This window comes from uncultured Shewanella sp., from assembly GCF_947501225.1.
GTDB lineage: Bacteria > Pseudomonadota > Gammaproteobacteria > Enterobacterales > Shewanellaceae > Shewanella.
In genome coordinates this window covers 455,760-472,838 of the sequence record NZ_CANMUW010000001.1, presented here as the reverse complement: position 1 = coordinate 472,838, position 17,079 = coordinate 455,760, and the positions used below count along the sequence as shown (strand labels likewise).

The following is a 17,079-nucleotide window of genomic DNA, read 5'->3' as shown; positions in this document are numbered from 1 at the left end:
AGTACGAATGGAGGGCGACTGAACTGGCGGGATACTAGAAATATCTCAGAAAACACCTGTCCTATCAGTAGCGCTCCATAGTAATACCATCTGTTAAAAGGTATAAAATCTTCTTATCTTCCGGATAAGAAATACTATGGCAGTGCTGCACCTATTCGATGACAGCCCCAGCAGTAAACCTTGATATGTTTTACTACTTCGGCATCAAATCCTTTCATGACAGATAAACGGAATCACCCTGATTGTCACTACTGATATTTAATGCACCTCTACTTCTCAGGACGTTTCTTGGAGAGGCTCCAAAAAACGTGAAGGTCATAAAAACATAAGCGGCTTTGAGGATTCTACCCCAAAGCCACTCAATGTGATCAGGTTCACGCTTATTTAGTTTAAACTAACCGGTGAACAACCTATACGTTACATCACGTTTACACGATTACAGCTGCTCCAGCAGCTGTGGAACCGCGTCAAAAAGATCGGCTTCCAGGCCATAATCGGCAATCTGGAATATTGGCGCTTCAGGATCTTTGTTTATCGCAACGATAATTTTGGAGTCTTTCATCCCGGCAAGATGCTGAATCGCTCCGGAGATGCCCACCGCGATATAGAGATCCGGTGCGACAATTTTCCCTGTCTGACCCACCTGAAGATCGTTAGGCACATAACCGGCATCCACAGCGGCACGGGAAGCCCCCAGGGCACCACCCAGCTTATCTGCAAGTTGCTCCAGCATGGCAAAGTTATCGCTGCTGCCTAAGCCACGACCACCGGATACCACCACTGAAGCGGCGCCCAGCTCGGGACGTTCAGACTCTGTCAGGGTCTGAGACACGAACTGAGACAGTGAGTCGCTGACTCTTTCAATCGCAACGGCTGTCGCCGCACCATCGCTTGCCACTGCGTCAAACGCACTGGAGCGGACGGTCATCACCTTCTTATCATCTAAACTCTGTACCGTTGCCAGCGCACTACCGGCATAGATAGGACGAACGAAGGTATCTGGGCTAACCACTTCGATCACCTCCGATAACTGAGCCACATCCAATAGGGCCGACACGCGAGGAAGAATATCCTTACCATGGCTCGAGGCCGCAGCAAGGATATGTCCGTAGTCAGAAGCGATACCAAGAATTAACTCAGATGTATTGTCAGCGAAGGCATTGGCATACTCAGGTGCATCGGCAACCAGCACACTTCTTACTCCCGAAAGCTTAGTGGCTGCATCAACAACGGCACCGCACTCATGTCCGGCAACCAACACATCCACGTCACCACCGATGGCCTGAGCACAGGCAACAACTTTGGCAGTATCCAGTTTTAAACCGGCATTATCATGTTCAGCTAGTACTAAAATTGCCATTAGATCACCTTCGCTTCATTTTTCAGTTTATCGGCTAACTCGGCAACAGAAGCTACCATCACACCGCCTTTACGCTCGGCAGGCGGAGTCACTTTCAATACTTTTTGGTGTGATTTCAATTCAACATCAAAATCCGCAGGAGTCAGGGTTTCTAATGGCTTACGCTTAGCCTTCATAATATTGGGCAGCTTGGCATAGCGGGGCTCATTCAAACGAAGATCGGCGGTAACCACAGCCGGAAGCGGCAGAGTGATGCTCTGTAAACCACCATCTATTTCACGGGTAACGGCCAGGCGCTCTCCCTCAACCTTAACCTCAGACGCGAATGTGGCTTGAGGCATCTTTGCTAATGCCGCCAGCATCTGACCGGTTTGGTTGTTATCACCATCGATAGACTGCTTGCCCAGAATGATGAGCTGAGCCTGCTCCTTGCCCTGTACCCCATTGAGTAACTTTGCAATCGACAGAGGAGACAACTCCTCATCGGTTTCGATATGAACGCCTCGATCGGCACCTAAGGCCATGGCGGTGCGTAACTGCTCCTGAGCGGCCTTAGGCCCTACGGTGACAACAACAATCTCTGAAGCCTCTCCGGCTTCCTTTAAGCGTACGGCTTCCTCTACAGCAATCTCACAAAAAGGGTTTATCGCCATCTTCAAATTTGCGGTATCGACACCTGTATTGTCAGCGTTAACCCTGACTTTTACATTTGCATCGACGACGCGTTTTACTGGCACCAATACTTTCATAGGGCTTCCTTTACGTCATATCTTAGCGGAGTTGGATGTAGGATTAACCTACACTTAAGTAGGTTAACTGTACGTGCTGTTGACGTTAACGTCAACAGGGGTTCAAACGCCCGTTTGCTTTTTTGCTACCAGTTTTGTTCAAAATGGTTATTTTTGGTTACTTTTGGTTATTTAAATAATCAAAACATGGGAGTTTTATATGTTATATTTAATTATTGAAGAATAAATACAAATATTATTTGATACTTGCTCTATTAATTCCTATTATTATCCATCAGATATATCTGTAACTTACTTTTATTAATTGGACCCCTATCATTATGAGCGATTTTCTTGAAATACTAACTCATGGCCGTCGTTTTAAAGCCGCAGTAAAAGAGCTGACACTAGAAGACTTAAAAGAATTAGCGACAAAACTCGATAAAATCATCTCAGAAAGAGAAGCAGAAGCTGAAGCTGTTAATGCTGCAATGGCTGAACGTAATGCTCAAATCGATGAAATCCGTAAACAGATGGAAGCCGTTGGGTTATCGATTGACGATTTAGGTGCTGCAGCAATTAAACCAGCCCCTAAGAAGCGTGCCCCGCGCCCGGCTAAATATACCATCGACGTCAATGGTGAAACTATCACCTGGACCGGCCAGGGTCGTATGCCTACTGTATTTAAAAACGAGCTTGATAAAGGCCGTACCATGGATGACTTCCTCATCTAAAACTCTGTTTGAGTTCGCCTTACATCAGTAAGTTCTATATTAAACCGGCCTTGGCCGGTTTTTTTATACCTGAAATATGAAGAGGTTGTAATAAGTTAAATCACAATAAGTATTTGGTATTTACATTAAGATTAAGATAACCTTCCCTCATGTTTCGTTTATCGCTAGCTCCCTACCATGAAGCGCAGAATAAAAACCATAACCATACTCGCAACATTAGTACTCGGTCATATACAGCCTGTACACGCAAATGACCAACTAACTGATAATAGTGCAAAAATAACCGCCCTAACCCATGCCAGGCTCATGATTGAACCCGGTAAGGTACTCGATGATGCGACCCTCCTTATCAAAAACAATAAGATTATCGAGGTTATAAAAAATAACAATGTCCCCTCTCATGCATACGTAATCGATTTGAAAGGGTATACCGTCTACCCGGGGTTTATCGATCCATTTACCGATTACGGCATTGAATTTGAGTACCCTTCAACCGAGCTGACACCGCCGGTATATGAAATAAAACGGATAGGAGGCAAGGCAAAGAATGGAGCAATTCATTCAGAAAAAGAGTGGTTTAACTATGTATCCCCTAATATTGAACAAGCCAGTCGTTGGATAAACAATGGTTTCACCAGCGTGCAAAGCAGTCATCAGGATGGAATATTTCGCGGCCAGGGTGTGACATTATCTTTAGCCGACAAAACGGCAAACGAAATAATATATCGCTCTAATTCGGCCCACTTCTTAGCATTCGATAAAGGAAGCTCCCCCCAAGACTACCCGACATCATTAATGGGAAGTATTGCACTTATTAGACAAACCCTCGCCGACGCGACCTGGTACAAGGAGAATAAACGTAAATCCTTTTCTAAAACCGACAATAACATTGTCGAATTTAATAATGCCTTAGATAAACTCGCGAATATTGAAAATGAGCAGGTCATCTTCGATACCGATAATCTAAACGACCAACTTAGAGCCGCTCAAATTTCATCCAACCATGAGCTAAAGACCACATTATTAGGGAATGGTAAAGAATATGCGCGAATCGATGAATTACATTCATTTTCTTACGGGTTAATTCTACCTCTTAACTTCCCGGCAGCCCCCAAAGTTGGTGACGATGATATTGAGAGAGAAGTTTCACTGGCAAAGATGAGACATTGGGAGCGTGCTCCGACCAATCTGCTGGCGGTTGAGCGTGCCGGCTTGCCCTTCGCACTTACGCAACACGGCATTAAGAGCGAGGCTTTCTGGCCGAGACTCAAACAGGCTATTGAATATGGGCTGAGTGAGGAGGCGGCATTAGCCGCTTTAACAACCGAGGCGGCAGAGATTGCCGGTATAGCCGACTTCAGTGGCCGGTTAAAACCCGGCTATATGGCCGATCTGGTTATAACCAAAGGGAACATTTTTACCGATGGCACCATACACAGCATCTGGCTTCAAGGTGCTGAGCAGCAACTTATTTCCCGCGACAGTCAACGATTAAATTTAAGCTACCAGATCCGGATCGGTGATCTGACACTCGACCTGATATTAGATAAAAGCAAAACCGACGCCGATAAAATTACCGGCACCCTCTCAAGCGGCGAGCAGGAGATAGCACTGTCTAACATCTCCTATCATGACCAAAGACTCAACTTTACCGCCGAGATGAGTGATGCCGGATATGAAGGAATCAACCGATTTACTCTTTGGTTCGATAGTCAGGGACTGCGTGGACGCATGCTGGACAAACACAACACTCAGATACCTATAGCAGGCATACGCACAGAACAGGTTATCGATGAGCCGGTTGTTAAAGAAAAACCTGAGGTATCTCTTGTTTCAAGGCTCACTAAACCAAATGTTGCCTACGGCGTTGAAGAGACAATTGAGTCGGAGAAGCTCCACATCAGCAATGCCACCATCTGGACCTCCGACAAACAGGGGATACTGGAAAATAGCGATCTGCTCATCTCCCGGGGCAAAATTGAACGTTTAGGGAAAAACATATCCACGCCGAAAGGTTACCGGTTTATCGATGCGAGCGGTAAACATCTGACAGCGGGAATTATCGATGAACATTCCCACATCGCCATCAACGGCGGAACGAACGAGGGTTCAGATGCAATAACATCCGAGGTTCATATCGGTGATATTCTCAATCCCGATGATATCTCCATCTACCGGGCATTGGCCGGAGGTGTCACCACGGCACAGTTGTTACATGGCAGCGCCAACCCCATAGGTGGTCAGGCTCAGGTGATCCAGATGAGGTGGGGGGAGAGTGCCCGGGAGCTTAAATATAACCGTGCTCCTGCCAGCATTAAGTTTGCCTTAGGCGAAAACGTCAAACAGAGTAACTGGGGCGACAAGTTCACCCGCCGCTTTCCCCAGAGCCGTATGGGAGTCAAATCCCTCTTTAGTGATGCATTTAACGAGGCCAGGGCCTATCAACAGGAGCTCAAAGCATACAAACGCCTCAGAAGCAGCGAAAAGCGACATCAGATCGCGCCTAAGCCTAACTATCGCCTGGCGGCAATAGCCGAAGTGCTCGATCAACAAAGGGATGTTCATATTCACTCCTATGTACAATCTGAGATCTTAATGTTTTTACGCTTAGCGGAAGCTTACGACTTTAAAGTCAAAACCTTCACCCATGTCCTCGAGGGATACAAGGTCGCCGAAGAGCTTGCCGGCCACGGTGCATCAGCATCGACCTTCTCCGACTGGTGGGCCTATAAGTTTGAGGTCTATGATGCGATTCCGCAAAACACCTGCCTGATGCAAAACAAAGGCGTACTCACCAGCATCAACTCAGATGATTACGAGATGCAGCGGCGCTTAAATCAGGAGGCGGCCAAATCTATGATGTACTGCAATATGTCCGCCGAAGATGCCTGGAAGATGGTCACGATAAACCCTGCGATTCAGCTGGGCGTCGAATCGGATTTAGGCTCTATAACCAAGGGCAAGCAGGCGGATATTGTGCTGTGGGATCAAAATCCGCTGTCGGTTTACGCTAAGGTTGAATCTACCTGGATCCAGGGAAAACCTTATTTTGACCGCAAACAGGATAAGTTGGCTCAAAAAGCCATAGCGGCAGAGAGAGCCGAGCTTATTCAAAAGATACTAGCCAGTAAAGAAAGTGAAAAATCTCTCCCGCCGGGGGAGATCGTCGAGGAGATAAACGAGCCCGAGTGGCACTGTGATACTCAATTTGATTTTTGGAACCAATCCAGCCATGCAGGGAGCTCACTATGATAAACGGACACATAAAGCGCGGCTCACGCTTATCTATGGCCTTAAAGGCAGCAATAGCCCTGCCCTTGATCATGGCCGGCACTGTTAGCATGCCCGGTTGGGCCCACGATATTCTCCCCGCCCCCGCCCAGAGCACGGCCATCTTGTTTAAACACGCCACCATTCATACGGCCGTTGACGGTGTTAAGGCCGATAGTGACCTGTTAATCGAAAACGGTAAGATAATGGCTATCGGCAAGGATCTGCTTGCTCCCGAGGCGACTGTGTATGATGCCGGCGGACGCCATATCTACCCGGGGCTTATCGCACTGGACACCAGCTTAGGCCTGGTCGAAGTCGAGATGATGCGCCCGAGTAATGACAGCCGGGAGGTAGGTGACATCAATCCACAACTGGAGGCATTGACCGCCTATAACCCGGATTCAGAGATCATCCCAACTGTCAGAGTCAATGGCATCACCCACGCTCAAATTGTGCCTCAGGGGGACAGCCTGGCGGGTCAATCGTCGCTGGTCTCCTTAGACAGCTGGACCGTCGAGGAGGCAATTGTCCCCTCGCGGACAGGTTTTCACCTCTACTGGCCGAGGCTCAAGCCGTTGTCGAGTGATCCCAAGAAGAGAGAGGAGCAGCGAAAAGAGTACCGCCAACAGCTGGCTCAGGTAACAGAGGCGTTCACCGACGGTTATCGCTACTACCTTGCCCGTGAAGCACAGAGTAAAGGCAAACTGGATCTGCGCTGGCAATCTATGCTGCCGCTCTATAGGGGGTCGGCTCAGCTGTTCGTTCACGCCAACACTCAGAAACAGATTGAGGAGGCTGCCGCCCTTGCCAAGCGGTACCAATTGAAGTTAATCATCGTCGGTGGATATGATGCCTGGCGACTGGCGGATCTTTTAAACGAGATAGACGCAAAAGTGATCTATACTCGAACTCTGAGTCTGCCGATGCGAAAAGATGAACCTCTGGAGATGAGCTATAAAATTCCCGCCCTGCTAAAGCAGGCGCAAATTCCTTTTGCACTGGGTTTCTCATCCGACTGGAACAGCCGAAACTTGCCCTTGGCAGCAGGACAGACGGTCGCATATGGCTTGAGCCGTGAGCAAGCCCTTAAAAGTGTCACACTCGACGCCGCTAAGATATTGGGTGTTGAGGATATGGGGGCTATCGCCGTCGGGTATAGAGCCAATCTGATCATCTCAGGCGGCGACATTCTCGACCCTATGGCGACTAAGATCGAAAAGGTCTATATCGATGGCAGGGACGTCGATCTCAATAATCGGCAACAACAGCTTTATCAAAAGTACCTGAAGCGATAGAATTCCCACTCGATGGAGTCATGACAGAATAGCCGCTGATATGACTCCGATCTTAATGATTTAAAATCATAAATTGCCAAAACGCAGCTTACAACCCACGTTTATAATGACAGGCCTGAATTATGAAAACGCTCTTTATCGCACCCTTAGTTTTACTTCTCAGCGCATGTGCCGGCGACTATCAGTTCAATACCAACCTGGACGGTGAAGCCATCAACGAATACTTTAAAGCATCTGACGTCACCGTATATGAAGGCAATACAGAGCCGGTAGTCCCTTACGAGACTATCGGTTTGGTTGAAGGTGAAACCTGTCAGGAGGGCGCCAATGACGCCCCCGCCTCCATAAGTGAGGCACGCACCCTTGCCAGAAGAGCCGCTGCCGACAAAGGAGCGAACGCTATTCTAATCAAGAAGTGTATGGTGTTCGAAGAGCAGGGTCAGGGTTGTTTCAGCAGAGCGGTCTGCATAGGGCAGGCAATAAAGATGCCTGAGACAGACAACCAATAACCGGTTCCGACCGGTCCGATACACTCTTAGTCCAACACAGTGATCTGTAAAATATGACCTTTAACTGTCAAATCGAGGCGGTGGCCTTCTGCCGCACTCCCTATAAGCAAAAATTCGGTATTCCCAGACAGCCGGGGCTCGTTCCTGCCGCCCGGGGCTTCGTCGAACTGCGCCCCCCCTATAACCATATCGACGCAGTGAGGGGATTGGAGCAGTACTCTCACCTCTGGTTACTCTTCTCTTTTCATGAAAATCTCTCACAGGGCTGGAAGACAACCGTCAGACCACCGCGTCTGGGCGGCAATGAAAAGTTGGGGGTCTTTGCCACCCGCTCGACCTTCAGGCCTAACGGCATCGGCCAGTCGGTGGTCAAGTTACATAAGATCCACCAGAAAAAGGGCAGTGTCATCTTAGAGATCTCAGGTATGGATCTACTCGATGGCACGCCAATCATAGATATTAAGCCCTATATCCCCTTCTCCGACTCACAACCGGATGCGTCGGGCGGAATCGCTCATGAGGCACCGCAGTTGGTCGAGGTTGAATTTACCCCGCAGGCACAGGCACAACTGGATGGATACAGCAAACTTGAACAGTACCCACGTCTGGAGGAGCTTATCAAGGGTGTGCTGGCACAAGATCCCCGACCCGCCTATAAGAAGGCCAAAAGCGATGCTAAGCTTTATCAGGTCGCCCTGTTTGATCTCGATATCCTCTGGCATGTCATCGATGGGCGCATCCTGGTACACGAGATAAAGTCAGGCATCTCGGTATGAGTACAGGTATGAATACACCAGACTATCAGGCTCAGCATAAGAAACGCCTCTCCCATATGCCCTGGCTCTATTTCAATCTTAAGCCTAAGCTGCTCAGCTGGGCTAAGCCCTGGCAGGAGCAGGTGCAGGCGGAGTTTATGGCGCTGGAGACAGTCACATTCGGCCAGAACTGCTTCATCGCCCCGGAGGTCAACCTGTTCGCCGAACCGGGCAGAGATATCCGGATAGGCGATCTATGTATGATAGCCGCCGACAGCTTCCTGCATGGCCCCATCACCTTAGGTGATGAGGTAGCCATCAACCACGGCTGCTCCCTCGACGGCGGCCGCGTTGGCATCACCATAGGCGACCAGACCCGGATCGCCAATAACGTCACCATCTATGCCTTCAACCATGGCATGCAGCCAGGCAAGCCTATCTACCGGCAAAATGTCAGCTCCAAGGGTGTGGTCATAGGCAAAGATGTCTGGATAGGCGCACAGGCCGGCATCGTCGATGGCGTCACCATAGGCGACTGCGCCGTCATAGGCATGGGATGTATCGTCACCAAAGATGTCCCCGACTATGCGATTGTTGCCGGTAACCCGGCGCGGATTATCGGCGACAGAAGGGATAAGGTGTAGGGATACACCGCACATCTTCGTTGCACACTTCCAAATAACCTGTCAGATAACAAGTTTCAAATATCTTCCTAGATTGGGTTCATTGGACCGAATGCATTTTGGGTTAACTTTCTGAAGCCTTGAACTTCAGACTTATCTATCGCCTGCGGCTCGTGCTGTGCAGGGATGCACAAATGTCGAGGCGACAGGATGTCTAGAAAGACCCGAATGTGCAAACACTTCTGTGACTCGCTGTGAACCCATCCATGGGCGCTCTGCCGTGACATCCCTGTCACGGAAGGTCACAGCTGCGTTTACACCTGAGTCTGGTTTCGAGAAAGGAATCTCTTCGATTTAGGTTTATTTGTTAACACGATTTTGGAGAGAAATGAGTCAGAGGCTAGCCTTTAACTCATGATTTTTGGTTAGAAAAAATATTACAAGCGGAGATATGGCCTCTAAGGCTAGTCCTAGCTAGGAATCGACTGAAAATACACTATAGTCATAAGTGTTCGGTTCATTATTCCCCCCCCATTCTTCAACTAAAAATGAATCATTTAAGTATATTGGTAAATCATGATCAGTCTTAAGATTGCGAGGGTTTACTCTAAATTTTATTCTAGGTTTAAAATCCAAATAACAATTTTCACACTTTTCTACAGCGACTATTTCAAGCCGTAGCCCAGCCGGAATAGTTGTTCGCGACTTTACAAACCTATTATTGATTCCGGGTGACAGTGAAAACGAGTAAAAAACAGGGGTTTCCACTGTATGATCCGCTTCCGTCCATCCATGGAGGATAACCGTCTCTTTAGAGGTGACAATTAAGCCCACAACTTCAGAATATGGTGTGATGGAACTTACATCATCAAAATCTACCGTCCCATAACCTGAGACCGTAATAGCCGCAATTATTATAATCCCTGAAATCATAGCTAAAAGTACTATCACTATGATTCTAATATAAATTATCATTTAGGCACCTATCGCCGAACTCCATCCCTAAAAATCCGGGTGAAACGCGCCAACTTGATGTTTTGTTTGATAAAAGCCATGCAAGCAATCATCTACTTCTATTCTCTATTTGTTTGACAATATAGAAAATTAACAGAAATACTAAAAATAAAATCGGTAAGAAAATAACTGAACCTGTCCAAAACATTATGCCCAGAGTCCAACCATCCACGTATTTGATGCCAGTAATAGCTTCATTGATAAAATCAACAGGATAAACAACTATACCGGGAGCAAGCCAGATGAATGCATATACAATTGCAAACCAATGTAGGTACTTTATGGTAAAAGTTTTGATTCTCCTTCGTTCCATACTTTAGTTACCTAGCAATCATAGTTCGCGAGCCGTAAATCTCATGTCATTGCTTATTCTTTATTTCTGAGAGAGGAGCTTGATGCTACTCAATCCGTGAGTTTACTTTCCATATCATTGCCATGTCTTTGGTGCTTCTTTAAGGACCAACAGCGGCGTGAGAAAGTATAGCTACTTTACTTGAAGTCAATTTTAGTAAAAAAAGTATAAGCGCGCACATTTTGGCCAAGACAACCTCAATCGAAGAGAGGAATAACCAAGTGTAGATGCGGCAGTGGCCGTTGACAGCATGGATGCTGTCGTCGAGCTTACAAGGAAGTACTTGCAGCGAGCCACTGAAGTATCTGCACATCCCCTCGCCGGGCAGGCGTTAGGTAACGATGAAGGTTAAATTTATAAACCTACGTTCAAATAAAAAGTAAGCCAAATGAATCAACATAGAAAATGTAATCAGCCTTCATTCGAAGGCCAAATATTTATGCTGTTCTAATCGCCATCGGATGATCATCATTTAGCTGCAGCAGGTCCCATAGGTTTCCATAAAGATCCTGGAACACGGCGACGGTGCCATAATCTTGCTCAGACGGCGGTCGCACAAACGTAATTCCCTGCTCAACCATGCGCTCATAGTCACGCCAAAAATCATCGGTGTTAAGAAAGAGAAAGACACGGCCGCCGGATTGGTTGCCGATAAAATCATGCTGCTCCGGTTTTGACGCCTTAGCTAATAACAGCGTCACGCCGTTCGATCCTGGCGGCGACACCACCACCCAACGCTTATCCTGCTCTGCTTGATAGGTGTCTTCGATAAGTTCAAATCGGAGCTTATTGACGTAAAAATCTATCGCCTCATCGTAATCTTTGACGACTAGAGCGATATGTACAATTGACTGTTTCATCTTCCATTTCCCAAAATCACCTGTTAGGAAAAAACGCCCGACAAAGAAGCTGATACTCTTCTGCCGAAGTATGAAGCTAAACCTAACCGGCAAACTGTTAACCATCTCACTTTAATTGGGTATAGGTTTACTTTGCATACTGCATTAACTCTACCGGAGCCCCATTGACCTCGATGAAAGCAACGGTTAGCCCCTCGCTCGGAGAGTTGGGCTCAATGATAACCTTTTTACCATTGAGCTCAGCGAGCAGATCATCAACCTCAAAGGCCACATGTGGAACCGATTTTACCAACTCAGGATAAGGGGCATCGGGCCAAAACCTCATCCATTGAATACCATATGGATTATTTTTATGATCTGACACCGTTATTTTAAGGTGTGGAATATCAATTTCACCTTCAAAGCTACTATTGGTCGGAATACCCAGATGATTAAATTTCATATCTTCTCAGAACAATTAACAATTAAAGATCGGCTTTTACTTAGCTTAGAGAAGCTTCGCTAATACTACAGCATATACCTTTGAGCGATTTATACAGGAAACGGCATAACAAATTTGCAGAAACGGTCTGAATTCCCACTTTTTCATTTACCACTCTTTTTACTGCCGCTCATCTCGCCAACCTTCCAGATTTGTGTCAGCTGCTCTTGGTTTTCCACCAGATCGGCCAAGGTGTAGTTACCCATAGCCTCGAGGAAGGCCCCCATCGCCTCTTGTAACGCCGCCTTTAGTTTACAGCAACCAACCAGCTCACACTCAGAGGTGGTACAGTCTACGCCATCCAGGTGCTTTTCCATCTGACGGATCACCTGCCCAATATTGATATCCCGGGGGGACATAGCCAAACAGATCCCACCATATTTCCCCCGAGTTGTTTGCAGGTAACCCAGTTTACTCAGCTGCCCCACAACCTTAACCAAATGGTTTTGAGAACAATGATAAACCTTAGTGACCTCGGTAACACTGCTCAACTGCTCAGGAGGTAGGCTGGCCAGATACATCAGGGTCCGCAGTCCAAAGTCTGTAAAGGTTGTGAGTCTCATCTCCTCTCCTTATTGAGTCTTAAATGCGGCCAGCTGTTGGACGATCTGAACTGTGGTCTGATTCAATCGCTTACCTTGTTGTTCCAATTCGTCACAGTCGTTGGCGTTGGAGCTGGATAGCTGTTTAAGCACATCGATCTCACCTGCGACATCACCGACTAACTTATGGATATAACGAATATCCACATTATCCTTAGCCTGTTCCCGGCCGATCAAGGTTAATATTCCATCAATACTACCACATGCAGCGTTCACTTTATCCTGACTGGCGGACGAGTGCTTCGACAGTGTAGTCAGGTTTTGTGACTGTAACGTCATCTGTTCTCCCGCCTGCCGCACGGCTGTAGAGATGCCAACAATAATCTGATCGATCTGATCAAGGCTATTTTGAGTCGACATGGCCAACTGCCGAACTTCATCCGCGACCACAGCAAAGCCACGCCCATGTTCACCTGCCCGAGCCGCTTCAATGGCGGCATTGAGCGCCAACAGATTAGTCTGATCGGCCAAATTATTTATCACTGATACCACATTACCGATAGATGCAGTTTGCTCTGAGAGTGAATCGAATTTCTCTTTCAGTGTCTCACTGCTGATGACATAAGACTCGATACTTCCAACCATCTGGCTCATAGAGTCATTGGATTCCAATAGGTTCTTGCGTGTTTGAACGACCTGCAGTTCGGTCTGTTCGGCCTTGTCTTGCAGTGCAAGAGATTGCTGATCCAAAATATCAAACTGCTCTGCCAGATGCTCCACTCGCTGATCCTGGGCTTGGATCCGTCCGGCGATACTCTGCGCCTTACTCGTCAGCATCTCGGCAATATCATCCGAGGTGTTGGCCTGGCTCTGAATATCGGTCAAGGCATCTTTAACATTGAGTCTAAACGAATTAATGACGCTTAAAATCTTGCCCATCTCGCTGTTGTAGCTACTATTCACTTCACAGGGTATCGAAAGGTCTTTACGTTCAAATGAACGCATATAATCAGTAATCGCATTCAGTGAGTCTACCCCCCAAAGCTTTTCATCGATGTCATGAATGATTAAAAATACCACAATGACATACTGTAAGATCTGAGAAAAAATCTGCTCGGTAAAAAACAGAGCGTTTATCAACAGCGCAATAGCGCCAACCCAGTGGATAAAGCGCATTCTTAAAAATAGTGATTGCATTCCAATGTTTCCTTTAAGTGGTTAGGAGTCATATATTCCGAATTTATGCCCTTATCGGCTGTTGATAGGCTGTTTTAGTTACGCTATCAACCCATAGTTCGGGTGTTGAATATAGATATCCCTGGATCAGATCTACGCCCGCCCAACGTACAAAGTCTGACTGGGCAGGTGTTTCTACCCCTTCAGCCACAATTAAGCAGCCTTTAGAAGCACATAGATTAACGATCTCCCGATAAAAGCTTGCAGCCCACAGATCGCTTGGCACCTGACTCAGCAGATTCAGGTCAAGCTTGATGATGTCAAACTCAGCCTGGTTGAGTCTGAGTAGGTTGGAGTGGCCCGCGCCAAAGTCATCCATCGCGATCATAAAACCCTTCTTTTTTAAAAACGCAACGCGTTCAATCACCTGCTCATCACCAATATCGCTCTCGCATATTTCCAGTACCAGAGCCTGTTTTTGGAGAGGGGAAAGAGAACGAAGCGAGTCACGCCATAACTGCCGGAATAGATGCTGTTCGGCTATCAGGGGGCCGCCGATATTGCTCCAACTGCTGATACTCTTTCCCCCGAGAGGCTGATGGTCGCAACTATCCCTGATCTGTTGACAGGTCATTGTCAGAAGGATTTCGCTGTGCAGGTATAGATAGGAAATCAGCGCCTCCATGGGAATTTGTGCCCCTGTCTCGGTGATATATCCACGGCAAAGCAACTCCCGCCCATATACAGTATCCAGCGATGTGGTGACTAACTCTTGTGTGAACCAGGATAACCGGGCCTCTTGCCCGTGATAGTTAAATCTCATAGTTGACTCACGCAGCTTCTTTTAAGATTGAATAGACAATATCTTCACTCTCCAGACGAGCATGAATATCGTGTAATAGCTGGTTAATACGGACGGCGTGTTCCGGTTCCACCGGGCCGTTACCCAAGGCTAATTTAAGGGAGTGAAGATAGATGACAGTTTCTTTACAGGTCTGCTCAAGCGCTTGAAAGCCTTGAGTAAGGCAAACGTGATGCTGATGTGACAGGTTAAAACTACCTAACACCGAGGCTAAGAAACATGATTCCAGCTCCAGATGAGTCAGTACCCCCTTGATCAGTTTTTTAAGCCGTGCATCGAGTTGCAACAGGTGGCACTCACCCTGAGCGACCAGAGTTGAGATGGTGTTTATCTCAGATTCCAATTGAATATGTTGGGCCATCAATATCTCGGGCCACTGTGACAGCGGCTCACTCTTCGCCGTCGGCTTTATTAAGTATTGGTTGGGCGTGGCACGATTCATAGATACTTCGTTATATCGGCTCATGGTAGAGTCATGCTGAACTTAATGGGTATTTGAAATGCATATTATTAAACACGCATCTCAAATGCAAGTTTATTTAATTAAGACTATTTCACAATAAAGCTTTGATTATAAAGAGAGGTGTGTGAATTAAGGCAAGCCATCAGCGACAACAAAATTAACCAGCTTAATCGCGTATTTCATCATCGATGGCCAACAGAGATGGAATAAGTTCAACAAAATCTAACGAATGTCAAAATCCATGGGTGACATCACTCATACAAATGCTAAAATGTCGCCCTATTTATTTCAACAACTGGATATCGGTAATGCGCGTTAGCAAGTACCTGCTTTCAACACAAAAAGAGACCCCTGCAGATGCAGAGGTGATCAGTCATCAATTAATGTTACGTGCCGGCATGATCCGTCGTAACGCTTCAGGCCTTTACAGCTGGTTACCGACAGGACTTCGTGTGCTGCGCAAGGTAGAAGCTATCGTCCGTGAAGAGATGAATAAAGCCGGTTCCGTTGAAATCCTGATGCCTATGGTTCAACCCGCCGACCTTTGGGCTGAAACCGGTCGCTGGGAGAAGTTTGGTCCCGAGCTGCTGCGTTTCCAGGATCGTCATAACCGTGATTTCGTGCTTGGCCCGACTCACGAAGAGGTTATTACGGATATCGTGCGTAAAGAGGTTAACTCCTATAAGCAGTTGCCACTGAATCTGTTCCAGATCCAGACTAAATTCCGCGATGAAGTTCGTCCACGTTTCGGTGTGATGCGTTCACGTGAGTTTTTGATGAAAGACGCCTACTCTTTCCACCTGGATCAAGAGACCATGGATGAGACCTATGAGTCTATGTTCCAGGCATACAGCAACATTCTGTCTCGCATGGGGCTGGCCTTCCGCCCGGTGATCGCCGATACCGGTTCTATCGGTGGCAGCATGTCACACGAGTTCCATGTTCTGGCAAACAGTGGTGAAGATCTGATCGCCTACTCGACCGAGAGTGATTATGCGGCCAATATCGAGAAGGCCGAAGCACCGATGCCAACCGAGACTCGTCAGGCACCGACCCTTGAGATGAGCCTGGTTAACACACCGAAGGCTAAGACCATCGCCGAGTTGGTTGAGCACCACGGCATCGCCATCGAAAAGACGGTTAAGACCCTTATCGTTAAGGGAGCAACCGAAGAAGCGCCTCTGGTCGCTCTGGTTGTTCGTGGCGATCACGATCTTAACGAAGTCAAAGCAGAGAAGATCCCTGCGGTATTGTCACCGTTCGAATTTGCTGACGAAGCTGAGATCCGTAAGGCTATTGGTGCAGGCCCAGGTTCTATTGGCCCTGTCGGCCTTGAGATCCCGGTCTATATCGACCACGGCGTCAGCGTGATGAGTGATTTCGGTGCCGGTGCTAACCAGGACGATAAGCACTACTTTGGCATCAACTGGGAGCGCGATCTTCCACAGGCCGAAGCTTACGATCTGCGTAACATCATCGAGGGTGAAGCCAGCCCTTGTGGTCAGGGTACCATTGCCCTGCTTCGCGGTATCGAAGTGGGTCATATCTTCCAGCTGGGTAAGAACTACTCGGAAGCGATGAACGCCAATGTACTCGACCAGAACGGTAAGGCACAAACCCTGTTGATGGGTTGTTATGGGGTCGGTGTCAGCCGTATGGTTGCCGCCGCTATCGAACAAAACCATGACGACCGCGGTATCATATGGCCGGATGCGATTGCACCGTTCAAGGTGGGTATCCTACCGATGAACATGCATAAGTCTCACCGTGTTAAAGACATGGCCGAGAAGCTCTACCAGGACATGCAAGATGCGGGCTTGGAAGTACTGTTCGATGACCGCAAAGAGCGTGCCGGTGTGATGTTTGCCGATATGGAACTTGTCGGTCTGCCACACGTTGTCGTAATTGGCGACCGTAATATCGATAACGGTGTGTTCGAGTATAAGAACCGCCGTACGGGTGAGAAGCAGGAGATCCCATTCGATCAAATTATCGACTTCCTTAAGTCTGCCAAGTAATACCGAACGGTATAAGCAGCTTAAATAAAGCGGC

16 protein-coding genes and 1 riboswitch are annotated in these 17,079 nt (G+C 47.5%); of the genes, 7 read left to right on the top strand and 9 right to left on the bottom strand.

Annotated features, from left to right (window positions below):
* Positions 1-60 precede the first annotated feature (60 nt).
* A riboswitch (Lysine riboswitch) is annotated at positions 61-280 on the bottom strand.
* Positions 281-436: 156 nt separating this feature from the next.
* Positions 437-1,360 carry an FAD-binding protein gene (locus Q1B47_RS01940; protein ID WP_299787785.1) on the bottom strand — a complete coding sequence of 308 codons (924 nt, stop codon included), beginning with the start codon at positions 1,358-1,360 and terminating at the stop codon, positions 437-439.
* Complete coding sequence (locus Q1B47_RS01935; RefSeq protein WP_299787782.1) at positions 1,360-2,109, bottom strand: electron transfer flavoprotein subunit beta/FixA family protein; 750 nt, start codon at positions 2,107-2,109, stop codon at positions 1,360-1,362. The genes Q1B47_RS01940 and Q1B47_RS01935 overlap by 1 nt, the downstream gene beginning before the upstream one ends.
* A gap of 320 nt (positions 2,110-2,429) precedes the next feature.
* On the opposite strand from Q1B47_RS01935, the gene Q1B47_RS01930 reads away from it, so the two are divergent.
* The 6 genes from Q1B47_RS01930 (at position 2,430) to Q1B47_RS01905 (ending at position 9,298) form a co-directional block, all read left to right on the top strand.
* Positions 2,430-2,822: an H-NS family nucleoid-associated regulatory protein gene (locus tag Q1B47_RS01930; protein ID WP_299787779.1), complete on the top strand. Its 393-nt coding sequence runs from the start codon at positions 2,430-2,432 to the stop codon at positions 2,820-2,822.
* A gap of 177 nt (positions 2,823-2,999) precedes the next feature.
* On the top strand, positions 3,000-6,074 hold the full coding sequence (locus Q1B47_RS01925; RefSeq protein WP_299787776.1) for an amidohydrolase family protein: 3,075 nt from the start codon (positions 3,000-3,002) through the stop codon (positions 6,072-6,074).
* Between the two features lie 71 nt (positions 6,075-6,145).
* The gene (locus tag Q1B47_RS01920; RefSeq protein WP_299788778.1) at positions 6,146-7,390 is read left to right on the top strand and encodes an amidohydrolase family protein; all 1,245 of its coding nucleotides are present in this window, start codon (positions 6,146-6,148) and stop codon (positions 7,388-7,390) included.
* Between the two features lie 122 nt (positions 7,391-7,512).
* Entirely contained in the window at positions 7,513-7,899 is a 387-nt protein-coding gene (gene rcsF / locus Q1B47_RS01915; RefSeq protein ID WP_299787773.1) for an Rcs stress response system protein RcsF, read from the top strand.
* A 53-nt stretch (positions 7,900-7,952) separates the two neighbouring features.
* Entirely contained in the window at positions 7,953-8,675 is a 723-nt protein-coding gene (gene tsaA / locus Q1B47_RS01910; protein ID WP_299787770.1) for a tRNA (N6-threonylcarbamoyladenosine(37)-N6)-methyltransferase TrmO, read from the top strand.
* Positions 8,672-9,298, top strand: a complete 627-nt coding sequence (locus Q1B47_RS01905; protein WP_299787767.1) for an acyltransferase — start codon at positions 8,672-8,674, stop codon at positions 9,296-9,298. Before tsaA ends, Q1B47_RS01905 begins: the two co-directional genes overlap by 4 nt.
* A 453-nt stretch (positions 9,299-9,751) precedes the next feature.
* Here the strand turns inward: Q1B47_RS01905 and Q1B47_RS01900 are convergent, their stop codons facing one another.
* The 7 genes from Q1B47_RS01900 to Q1B47_RS01870 form a co-directional block, all read right to left on the bottom strand.
* A complete protein-coding gene (locus tag Q1B47_RS01900; RefSeq protein WP_299787764.1) occupies positions 9,752-10,252 on the bottom strand; it encodes a hypothetical protein in 501 nt (166 codons plus the stop codon).
* A gap of 828 nt (positions 10,253-11,080) precedes the next feature.
* Positions 11,081-11,503: a VOC family protein gene (locus Q1B47_RS01895; protein ID WP_299787761.1), complete on the bottom strand. Its 423-nt coding sequence runs from the start codon at positions 11,501-11,503 to the stop codon at positions 11,081-11,083.
* 127 nt (positions 11,504-11,630) lie between these two features.
* On the bottom strand, positions 11,631-11,945 hold the full coding sequence (locus Q1B47_RS01890) for a hypothetical protein (protein WP_299787758.1): 315 nt from the start codon (positions 11,943-11,945) through the stop codon (positions 11,631-11,633).
* Positions 11,946-12,088: 143 nt separating this feature from the next.
* Positions 12,089-12,547: an Rrf2 family transcriptional regulator gene (locus Q1B47_RS01885; RefSeq protein ID WP_299787755.1), complete on the bottom strand. Its 459-nt coding sequence runs from the start codon at positions 12,545-12,547 to the stop codon at positions 12,089-12,091.
* A 9-nt stretch (positions 12,548-12,556) separates the two neighbouring features.
* A complete protein-coding gene (locus Q1B47_RS01880; protein WP_299787752.1) occupies positions 12,557-13,723 on the bottom strand; it encodes a methyl-accepting chemotaxis protein in 1,167 nt (388 codons plus the stop codon).
* A 43-nt stretch (positions 13,724-13,766) separates the two neighbouring features.
* Positions 13,767-14,525: an EAL domain-containing protein gene (locus Q1B47_RS01875; RefSeq protein WP_299787748.1), complete on the bottom strand. Its 759-nt coding sequence runs from the start codon at positions 14,523-14,525 to the stop codon at positions 13,767-13,769.
* A gap of 7 nt (positions 14,526-14,532) precedes the next feature.
* The gene (locus Q1B47_RS01870) at positions 14,533-15,030 is read right to left on the bottom strand and encodes a hypothetical protein (RefSeq protein ID WP_299787745.1); all 498 of its coding nucleotides are present in this window, start codon (positions 15,028-15,030) and stop codon (positions 14,533-14,535) included.
* Between the two features lie 305 nt (positions 15,031-15,335).
* Between Q1B47_RS01870 and Q1B47_RS01865 the strand changes: the two genes are divergently transcribed.
* Positions 15,336-17,045 carry a proline--tRNA ligase gene (locus tag Q1B47_RS01865; RefSeq protein WP_299787742.1) on the top strand — a complete coding sequence of 570 codons (1,710 nt, stop codon included), beginning with the start codon at positions 15,336-15,338 and terminating at the stop codon, positions 17,043-17,045.
* Positions 17,046-17,079: the final 34 nt, after the last annotated feature.